Below are 9,271 nucleotides of genomic sequence, written 5' to 3'. Positions count from 1 at the left end.
CAGTTCCTCGCGAGCGTCGCGCGGGGCACGGCCGGAGCTGAGGGCGGCGTAGTCGGGGGCCGGGAGCGCGGCGCCGTCGAGCTTGCCGCTCGGGGTGACCGGGAGCCGGACGAGGGGGACGAAGGCGGAGGGGATCATGTACTCGGGCAGCCACCCGGCCGCGTACGAGCGCAGGGCCTTCATCAGGCTGGCGACGTCCCGGAACGGCGCGGGCCGGTTGGCGTGCGGGAAGCCGCCGGCCGGGCGGTACAGGCCGCCGGACGGCGTGTCCCCGGCGGCGAAGACCACATCGAGGGCGCCGTCGTCGGCGTGGCCGTTCCAGGTGACGGTCACGCGGTAGCCGTGCCGGGCGCCGAGGGCGTGCAGCGTCTCGGGGTCGGCGCCGCCGGTCCGGGCGGCGGGACGGCTGCTGTCCTCGAGGGCGCCCAGTGCGGCGAGGTCCTCGGCGAGCCGGACGTTGGGCACGCCGGTGACCCGGAGCAGGGCGGGGCGGCCGGTCAGGCGCGCGTCGAGCGCGTCCAGACCGTCCAGGCCGTCGAGGTCGTCGAGGTCGTCGAGGTCGGCCCAGCGGATCTCCTCCTCGCCGGGCTCGGTCCGGCCGGCCTCCTCCGGACCCGGGCCGACCCGGCCGGCATCCTCCCCGCCGAGCTCGGTCCCGCCGGTCTCCTCCGGACCCGGGCCGACCCGGCGGGTCTCCTCGGCGCCCACCGGGGCCGGCGCCCCGGCGCCACCCGGCACGGTGGCGGTGTCCCGCTTGCGCAGCACCACGTCGTAGCGGTAGCGGGTCAGCTCGTTGTGGCAGGTGCCGCGCTTGACGCGGATGTCGGCCTCGAAGTCCTCCAGCGCCGCGAAGAAGTCGGGGTCGAGCAGCAGCTCGCCCTCCCACGCCACGGACCGCTCGACGGCCGCCCGCAGGGCCTGCTTGTCCTGCGGGTCGGCGCCGCGCCGGGTCTCGACGGCCGCCCGCAGGCAGCGCAGCAGGCGCAGGTTCCGCACGTCGCCGACGAGCACCCGGCCGCCGGGGGCCAGCAGCGTCCCGGCCTTGCGCAGCACGTCGGCCAGGTAGGCGGCGCTCGGGAAGTACTGGGCGACGGAGTTGACGACGACGGTGTCGAAGAAGCCCTCGGGCAGCCCGGTGACGTCGTGGGCGGGCTGGGCGCGCAGCTCCACCCGGGCGGCCAGGTCCGCCACCGCGTCGACCTGGCCGCGCAACGCCCGTACCGCCTCCTCGGAGAGGTCGGTGCCCCAGTAGGTCTCGCAGCCGGGCGCGACGCGGGAGAGGATGAGCCCGCTGCCGACGCCGATCTCCAGCACCCGGCGCGGCCCCAACTCCTCGATGAGGCCGACCGTGGCCTCCCGCCACTGCCGCATCTCCTCCACCGGGATGGGCAGGCCGTCGTACATGCTGTTCCAGCCCGCGAAGTTCTCCTGGAAGCCCTCGGCGCCGGCGGCGGAGTAGAGCAGCTCGTGCAGGCCCTTCCACTCCTCCACCTGCCCGGCCTCGTCGTGGCCCGCCCCGGCCTCCAGCGACGGGACGACGTAGGCGGCCAGCCGCCGGTCTCCGGGCCGGTCCTCGCGGACCACGACCGTGACCTGGTCCACGGCCGGGTGCCCCCGCAGCACGGACTCGATCTCGCCGGGCTCGATCCGGAAGCCGCGGATCTTCACCTGCGAGTCGGCGCGGCCGAGGAACTCCAGCCGCCCGTCGGGCTTCCAGCGCACCAGGTCACCCGTGCGGTACAGCCGTTCCCCCGGCGCCCCGAAGGGGTCGGCGACGAACCGCTCGGCGGTCAGGCCCGGCCGCCCGAGATAGCCGCGCGCCAGCCCCGCGCCACCGAGGTACAGCTCGCCCGTGGCCCCGGCGGGGACGGGTTTGAGACGGCTGTCGAGCACGTAGGCCCGGGTGCCCGGGTCGGGACCGCCGATGGGCACGATGGAGCCGGAGGGGATGTCGGGGTCGCACAGGCCGAGGGTGGAGTTGGTGGTCGCCTCGGTCGGGCCGTAGGCGTTGAACATCATCCGGCCGCGCGCGTAGCGGCCGACCAGCTCGGGCGAGACGCGTTCGGTGCCGGCCAGCAGGGTGGCGGCGGGCGGCAGCAGGACGTCGTCCGGCATGGCGGCCAGCAGGGCCGGGGGCAGGATCATGAAGGTGATGCCGTTGGCGTTGGCGTAGTCGGCCAGCGGCGCGCCGGGCACCCGGCGCTCGGCCGGCACGACGACGAGGCGGCCGCCGGAGAGCAGACCCAGACACAGGTCCCAGAAGGCCACGTCGAAGCCGGGCGAGGCGAACTGCAGGACACGGCTGTCGGGCCCGACGCCGAATCGCTCGCTCTGGGTGGCCACCAGCTTGGCGACGCCCGCGTGGGACAGCACGACGCCCTTGGGGCGGCCGGTGGAGCCGGAGGTGTAGATCACGTATGCCGCGTTGAGGACCGACAGCGGTCCCCGGTCGGCCGCCGTCGGGTCGTGGTCCGGGCGGGCGGACAGCTCCCGCTCCGTCTCCGGCGCGTCGAGGACCAGCGGCTCCGTGCCGGCGTGCCCGGGGATGTCGGCCGCCGTGTCGGCGGTGGTGACCAGGCAGACGGGCGCGGCGTCGGCCAGCATGTAGGCGACGCGGTCGGCCGGGTAGTCGGTGTCCAGCGGCAGGTAGGCGGCGCCGGACTTCAGGACGGCCACCTCGGCGACGATCAGCTCGGCCGACCGGGGCAGGGCGAGGGCCACCACCCGTTCGGGCCCGGCGCCGCGGGCGATCAGCGCGTGGGCCAGCCGGTTGGCGCGCTCGTCCAGCTCGGCGTAGGTGAGCGAGACGTCCTCGAACACGAGGGCGACGGACTCCGGCCGCCCGCGGACCTGCTCGGCGAACATCTCCGGCCAGGTGAGCGGCGGGACGGAGTGGCCGGTGTCGTTCCATTCGACGAGGATCCGGTGCCGTTCCCCGGCGCCCAGCAGCTCCAGCTCGCCGACGGGGGTCTCCGGCCGGGCCAGGCCGTCGGCCAGCAGCGTCTCGTAGTGGCCCAGCAGCCGGTCGACGGTCGCGGCCTCGAACAGGTCCGGGCGGTAGGTCGCCCGCGCCTGTCCCGCCGAGACGTCCACGGACACATCCAGCGGGCCGGCGCTCTCCCCCGCCGTGGCGCCGGTGCCGAAGCCCACGTTGAACAGCAGCCCGCCGCCGCGGGTGGGTTCCGGCCGCAGCTCGGCCACGAGAGCGGACAGCGGGAGCCGGTGCGCCCGCGCCTGCTCGCAGGCGTCGGCCACGCGCCGGACCAGCTCGCCGAAGCTCATCTCACCGCTCAGCCCGACGCGGACCGGCAGCCCGTCGTAGCCGACGCTGACGTCCGCCGCGCCCGCGTAGCGGTGCAGCAGCGCGACGTACGCGGCGAGCAGGGACGCCTCGGGCGCGGCGACGGCGAGCGCGCGGCTGCGCGTCCGGCGCTCCTCGGCGGGCAGCAGCGGATAGGGGAAGTCGACCGGAAGGGCTGTTTCCTGCGGGAGCGGAGCGAGCTGCCGGCGCCAGTACGCCACCGCCTCATCAGCCGTCGCTTCTTCGATAGCAGACACAGTCGACCGCGCCTCCCAAGCTGTACGGAATCGGCTCAACCGAGCCGCGACCGCCACATACTAAGGTAAGCATTACCTAAATTAGTAGACCCTCACAAAGAGGGGATCAACCACACTGGACGTTAAAGTTAAGGTCTGCCTAACCTAAGGAAGTCGCAAAGTGGAGACAGCTCGATGATCCGTGGCGAGGGGCTCCGCCCGGCCCTCCTGGTGGCGCTGCTCGGCGCCCTCCTCGTCGCACTCTGCCTGCTGTCGATCGCGCTCGGCGCTCTGAGCATCCCCCTTGACCAGGTCATACGGACGCTGTCCGGCCACCCGCACAGCCGGCTCATCGAGAACGTCATCTGGTCGGTGCGCGTGCCGCGCACCGCGCTGGGGCTCACGGCCGGCGCCGCCCTCGGGCTGTCCGGCGCGCTCATGCAGGCGCTGACCCGCAACCCGCTCGCCGACCCCGGCCTGCTGGGCGTCAGCGCCGGCGCGGCCTTCGCGATCGTGCTGTCGGTCGCGGTGCTCGGGATCGGCTCGCTGCTCGGCTACATCTGGTCCGCGTTCGCGGGCGCGCTCGTCGCCAGCGTCCTGGTCTTCCTGCTGGGCAAGCTGGGACGCTCCGGCCTGACGCCGGTCAAGCTCGCCCTCGCCGGGGTCGCCGTGACCGCCCTGCTGACCTCGCTCACCAGCGCCGTCGTGCTGACCGACCCGGACGCGCTCAACCGCTACCGCTTCTGGTCGGCCGGCTCGCTCGCCGGTCAGGACGGCGACGCGGTGCTCCGGATCCTGCCGTTCGTCGCCGCCGGCGCGGTGCTCGCGCTGGCCTGCGCGCCCACGCTCAACAGCCTGGCCCTCGGCGACGACGTGGCCGCCTCGCTGGGGCGGCGGCTCGGTCTCGTACGGCTCCAGGGCGTGGCCGCGGTCACCCTGCTGACCGGCGGGGCGGTGGCGGTCATCGGCCCGGTCGTCTTCCTCGGGCTGGTGGTCCCGCACATCGCCCGGGTCCTCGCCCAGTACGCCGGCCTGGGGCCCGACCACCGCTGGCTGCTGCCGCTGTCGGCGGTGCTCGCCCCCTGCCTGCTCCTCGTCGCGGACATCGCCGGACGCCTCCTCGCCCGGCCCGCCGAGATCCAGGCCGGGGTCCTGGTCGCCTTCATCGGCGGCCCGTTCTTCATCGCCATGGTCCGCCGCCGTCGTCTCGCGGAGGTGTGAACGTGGCCCGCCCGTCGTCCCCGCGCCCCTGGCGGATCTCCCCTCGCCCCGGCGACACAGTCCCGGCCCGCTCCCACCGGACCTTCCGGCTGGCCGTACCACCCGTCTCCGGGATCCTGCGGCCCCGGCTGGTCACGGTGTGCGCGGCGCTCGCCGCCGCCGTCTTCCTGGTCTTCTGCTGGGGGATCTCGGTCGGCGACTACCCGATCGGCCTGCCCGCCGTGATGAGGGCGCTGGCCGGCTCCGGCGACCCCGGCACCCTGATCGTCGTCCGGGAGCTGCGGCTGCCGCGCGCCGTGGTGGGGCTGCTGGTCGGCATCGCCTTCGCCGTCTCCGGCGCGCTGTTCCAGACGATGACCCGCAACCCGCTGGCCAGCCCGGACATGATCGGCCTCATCGAGGGCGCCGGCACCGCCGTGGTCGCCGGCATCGTGCTCGGCTGGGACGGCGGCCTCGGCACCCAGACGCTCGGACTGCTCGGCGCGCTGGCCACCGCGCTGGTCGTCTACCTGCTCGCCTGGAGGCGCGGCACCACCGGCTACCGGATCGTCCTGGTGGGCATCGGGATCTCGTGGATCTGTACCAGCGCCACCGACTACCTGGTGGCCAGCGGCGGACGGTTCGAGGCGCAGGCCGCCGTCGGATGGCTGGTGGGCAACCTCAACGGCCGCGCCTGGGAGCAGGCGGTCCCGCTCGCCGTCGTCATGGCGGTGCTGGTGCCGGCGGCACTGGCGCTGGGCCGCCTGATGCGCACGCTCCAGCTCGGCGACGACGTCGCCGCCGGCCTCGGCACCCCCGTGCAGCCGGTCCGCCTCGCCGTGCTGCTGACGGGCGTCGGGCTGATCGCCTTCGGCACCGCGGCCGCCGGGCCGATCGCCTTCGTGGCACTCGCCGCGCCGCAGATCGCCCAGCGGCTGGCCGGCACCGCCTGGCCGCCCCCGGTCGCCTCGGGACTGACCGGAGCCCTGGTCGTGCTCTCCGGCGACCTCATCGCGCGCACGCTGATCTCCGGCATGGAACTGCCGGTCGGAATCGTCACCGGCGTCCTCGGCGCACCGGTCCTGCTCTGGCTACTCATCCGCGCCAACCGCGCGGGCTCAGGAGGCTGAACGCATGTCGACCCCCGACCCGGACCTGCGGGCGAGCGGCCTGCACCTGGCGTACGACAACCGGCTGGTCGTGGAGGATCTCGACCTGGTCGTCCCGCCGGGCCGCATCACCGCCATCGTCGGCGCCAACGCCTGCGGCAAGTCCACGTTGCTGCGGGCCCTGGCCCGGCTGCTCGCGCCGCGTCAGGGGAGCGTCCGGCTCGACGGCCGCGCCCTGCAGTCCATCCCCACCAGGGAGCTGGCCCAGCGCCTGGGCATCCTGCCGCAGACGCCGGTGGCCCCCGAGGGGCTGACCGTCGTCGACCTGGTCAACCGCGGCCGCTCACCGCACCAGACCTGGTGGCGGCAGTGGTCGAAGGCCGACGAGCAGGCCGTCCACGGCGCGCTGGCCGCCACCGGGATGACCGACCTCGCCGACCGCGCGGTCGACGAGCTCTCCGGCGGCCAGCGCCAGCGCGCCTGGATCGCCATGGCCGTCGCCCAGGGCACCGCGGTGCTGCTGCTGGACGAGCCGACGACCTATCTGGACCTGGCCCACCAGATCGACGTCCTGGACCTGATCACCGACCTCAACCGGCGCGAGGGCCGTACGATCGTGATGGTCCTCCACGACCTCAACCAGGCCTGCCGGTACGCCGACCACGTCATCGCCATGAAGGCCGGCCACATCGTTGCCGAGGGGGCCCCGGCCGACGTCATCACCGCGCGGACCGTGGAGGAGATCTTCGATCTGCGCTGCCAGGTCACGACCGACCCGGTCAGCGGCACACCGTTGATCATCCCGATGGGCCGCCACCACGACGCCCGGGGCGTCGGGACGGCCGCCGGGACGGCCGGCTGACCGCGCCCCCGTGCGGCGCGGCCCACCACCGTGCGGTGCGGCCCACCACCGCACGGCGCGGCTCATGGCTGCGCGGTGAGATAGCCGCCCATGGTCCGGAAGTAGTCGCCGGCCGCGTACTCCGTGCCGTCCTCGGTCCGCAGCCGCTTGACGACCAGCCCGCGCCTCCGGCCGCTCCGGGCGTCCGCGCCGGCGACGACGACCACCCCGTCCCCCTCGCGGATGAAGACGCGCCCCGGGGTGCCGCCGTAGCAGGCCTGCGACACCGCCGCCGACACGATCCGGATCCGCTCTCCGCGGTGATGGGTGAAGGCGTTGGGATACGGGTCCGACTGGGCGCGCACCAGCCGCTCCAGGTCCTCCGCCGGCCAGTCCCAGTCGATCCGGCTGTCCTCGACGGACCGCTTGTGGAAGAAGCTCGCCCTGCTGCGGTCCTGCGGGACCCACTGCGCCCGGCCGGAGGCGATCAGGTCGAGCGCGTCGCGCACGATCGGCCCGATCAGGTCGACCGTCCTGTGGAACAGGTCGGTCGCGGTGTCGCCCGGCCCCACCGGCACGGCCCGCTGCAGCACGACGTCGCCCGCGTCCAGCTCGGCGTTCATCCGGTGCGCGGTGACGCCGACCTCCTCCTCCCCGTTGATCAGAGCCCAGATCAGCGGGGAGAAGCCCGCGTACGCCGGCAGCAGCGAGTCATGGACGTTGAGCGTGCCGTGCGGCGGGGCATCGAAGATCTCCGGCGGCAGCCAGGTCCGCCAGTTGTTGGCGACGATGATGTCCGGCTCCGCCTCGCGCAGCGCGCGCAGCAGCTCCTCGTCGTCGGGCCGGTAGCGCAGCAGCACCGGGACGCCGTGCTTGTCGGCGAGCTCGGCGACCGAGTCGTCCCAGATCTTCTCGTAGGCGTGGTCGCTCTTGGGGTGAGTGACGACGAGCACCACCTCGTGGTCGGAGTCCAGCAGGGCCTGCAGCGTGCGATGGCCCCACGTCTGGTAGCCGAACATGACGACCCGCATGGTGGATCCTCTCCTCGAAAGGGATCATTGCAAGGCAAGGCTAACCTTATTTAACATATGGCGCACAGAGGGAGGCGATGCCGCGGTGGACACACTGCACAGTGAGCCGGACAGCATCTACGACATCCTGGGGGTTGGTTTCGGACCATCGAACCTGGCGCTGGCCATAGCCGTCGAAGAGCACAACGAGGGGGCGCCCGCCGCGGAACGGCTCCATGCCGGCTTCCTGGAACGGCAGCCGCACTTCGGCTGGCATCGAGGCATGCTCATCGACGACGCGACGATGCAGGTGTCCTTCCTGAAGGACCTGGTCACCATGCGTAATCCGGCGAGCGGGTTCAGCTTCCTGTGCTACCTGCAGGAGCGCGGCAGGCTGACCGACTTCCTCAACCAGAAGACCCTCTTCCCGCTGCGCATCGAGTTCCACGACTACTTCGAGTGGGCCGCCGCCCGGGTGCGGCACCTGGTCGACTACTCGGCGGAGGTCCTGGCCGTCGAGCCGGTGACGACGGAGGACGGCGAGGTCCGCTGGTTCGACGTGATCAGCCGTGACCCGCAGGACCCGGGCCGCACGGTCGTGCGCCGGGCCCGCAACATCTCCGTGGCCACCGGCCTGGAACCCCACCTACCGCCGGGCACGGTCCTGTCCGACCGGGTCTGGCACAACAGCGAGCTGATCCCGCGCGTCGCCGGGCTGACCGGCGCCGGCGCCCCGGTGCGCCGGGCCCTCGTGCTCGGCGCCGGGCAGAGCGCCGCCGAGGCCGTCGACTACCTGCACCGCACCCTCACCGGGGCCGAGGTCTGCGCGGTCTTCGCCAAGTACGGTTACACGCCCGCCGACGACAGCCCCTTCGCCAACCGGATCTTCGACCCCGAGGCGGTCGACACCTTCTTCAACTCCCCGCCCGGGGTCAAGCAGTCGCTCTTCGACTACCACCGCAGCACCAACTACTCGGTGGTCGACATGGATCTCATCCAGTCCCTGTACGCGACCACCTACCGCGAGAAGATCCAGGGCCGGGAACGGCTGCGCATCCTCAACGTCTCCCGCATCCGGGACGTGCGCGCCCTGGACGACCGCCTGGACGTCACCGTGGAGTTCCTGCCCACCGGCGAGCGGCAGGTCCTCGCCGTGGACATCCTCGTCCACGCCACCGGCTACCGCCCCCAGGACGTCGGCGCCCTCCTCGGCGAGACGGCCAAGCTCTGCCTGCGTGACGAGGAGGACGCCGTCCGCGTCGGCCGCGACCACCGTGTCGAGGTCGCACCTCAGGTCACCGCCGGCATCTATCTCCAGGGAAGCACCGAGCACACCCACGGCATCACCTCCACCCTGCTGTCCACCACCGCCATCCGCGCCGGCGAGATCCGCGACTCGCTGCTCGCCCACCGCGCGCGCACGGCGCCCGCCCTCGCCGACCGCTCCGCCTGAACCCGTCCGCGTGCCGCGACGCCGTCGGACCGTCGCGGCAAGCTGGCCGATCTTGCCGAGGCCCAGGATGGCGACGACCTTCTCGTCGAGCTCCACACCGGTGTACTTCGAGCGCTTCCAC

Annotated in this window: 6 protein-coding genes; 4 read left to right on the top strand and 2 right to left on the bottom strand. The window is 73.4% G+C overall.

Features of this window, described 5'->3' with window-relative positions; translation table 11 throughout:
* Window positions 1-3,558 (bottom strand): amino acid adenylation domain-containing protein (locus ACWDS7_RS43515; RefSeq protein WP_451934068.1); only part of this gene is annotated, 3,558 nt, incomplete at its 3' end.
* A gap of 174 nt (window positions 3,559-3,732) precedes the next feature.
* Between ACWDS7_RS43515 and ACWDS7_RS43510 the strand changes: the two genes are divergently transcribed.
* Genes ACWDS7_RS43510 through ACWDS7_RS43500 form a run of 3 tightly spaced genes read left to right on the top strand, consistent with a single transcriptional unit; the run spans window position 3,733 to window position 6,708 of the window.
* Window positions 3,733-4,758: a FecCD family ABC transporter permease gene (locus tag ACWDS7_RS43510; protein WP_306858410.1), complete on the top strand. Its 1,026-nt coding sequence runs from the start codon at window positions 3,733-3,735 to the stop codon at window positions 4,756-4,758.
* Between the two features lie 2 nt (window positions 4,759-4,760).
* Window positions 4,761-5,867: a FecCD family ABC transporter permease gene (locus ACWDS7_RS43505; RefSeq protein WP_451934067.1), complete on the top strand. Its 1,107-nt coding sequence runs from the start codon at window positions 4,761-4,763 to the stop codon at window positions 5,865-5,867.
* A gap of 4 nt (window positions 5,868-5,871) precedes the next feature.
* Window positions 5,872-6,708 carry an ABC transporter ATP-binding protein gene (locus ACWDS7_RS43500; protein WP_451934066.1) on the top strand — a complete coding sequence of 279 codons (837 nt, stop codon included), beginning with the start codon at window positions 5,872-5,874 and terminating at the stop codon, window positions 6,706-6,708.
* A 62-nt stretch (window positions 6,709-6,770) separates the two neighbouring features.
* Here the strand turns inward: ACWDS7_RS43500 and ACWDS7_RS43495 are convergent, their stop codons facing one another.
* Complete coding sequence (locus ACWDS7_RS43495) at window positions 6,771-7,718, bottom strand: methionyl-tRNA formyltransferase (RefSeq protein ID WP_451934065.1); 948 nt, start codon at window positions 7,716-7,718, stop codon at window positions 6,771-6,773.
* An 85-nt stretch (window positions 7,719-7,803) separates the two neighbouring features.
* On the opposite strand from ACWDS7_RS43495, the gene ACWDS7_RS43490 reads away from it, so the two are divergent.
* On the top strand, window positions 7,804-9,150 hold the full coding sequence (locus ACWDS7_RS43490; protein ID WP_451934064.1) for a lysine N(6)-hydroxylase/L-ornithine N(5)-oxygenase family protein: 1,347 nt from the start codon (window positions 7,804-7,806) through the stop codon (window positions 9,148-9,150).
* Window positions 9,151-9,271: the final 121 nt, after the last annotated feature.

Source organism: Streptosporangium sp. NPDC003464, assembly GCF_053588315.1.
This window is presented reverse-complemented; position numbering and strand designations above follow the sequence as displayed.

Bases quoted from the DNA above. Each gene is read 5' to 3' on its own strand.
- ACWDS7_RS43510 (WP_306858410.1), top strand. From the start codon at position 3,733: ATGATCCGTGGCGAGGGGCTCCGCCCGGCCCTCCTGGTGGCGCTGCTC.
- ACWDS7_RS43500 (WP_451934066.1), top strand. From the start codon at position 5,872: ATGTCGACCCCCGACCCGGACCTGCGGGCGAGCGGCCTGCACCTGGCG.
- ACWDS7_RS43495 (WP_451934065.1), bottom strand. From the start codon at position 7,718: ATGCGGGTCGTCATGTTCGGCTACCAGACGTGGGGCCATCGCACGCTG.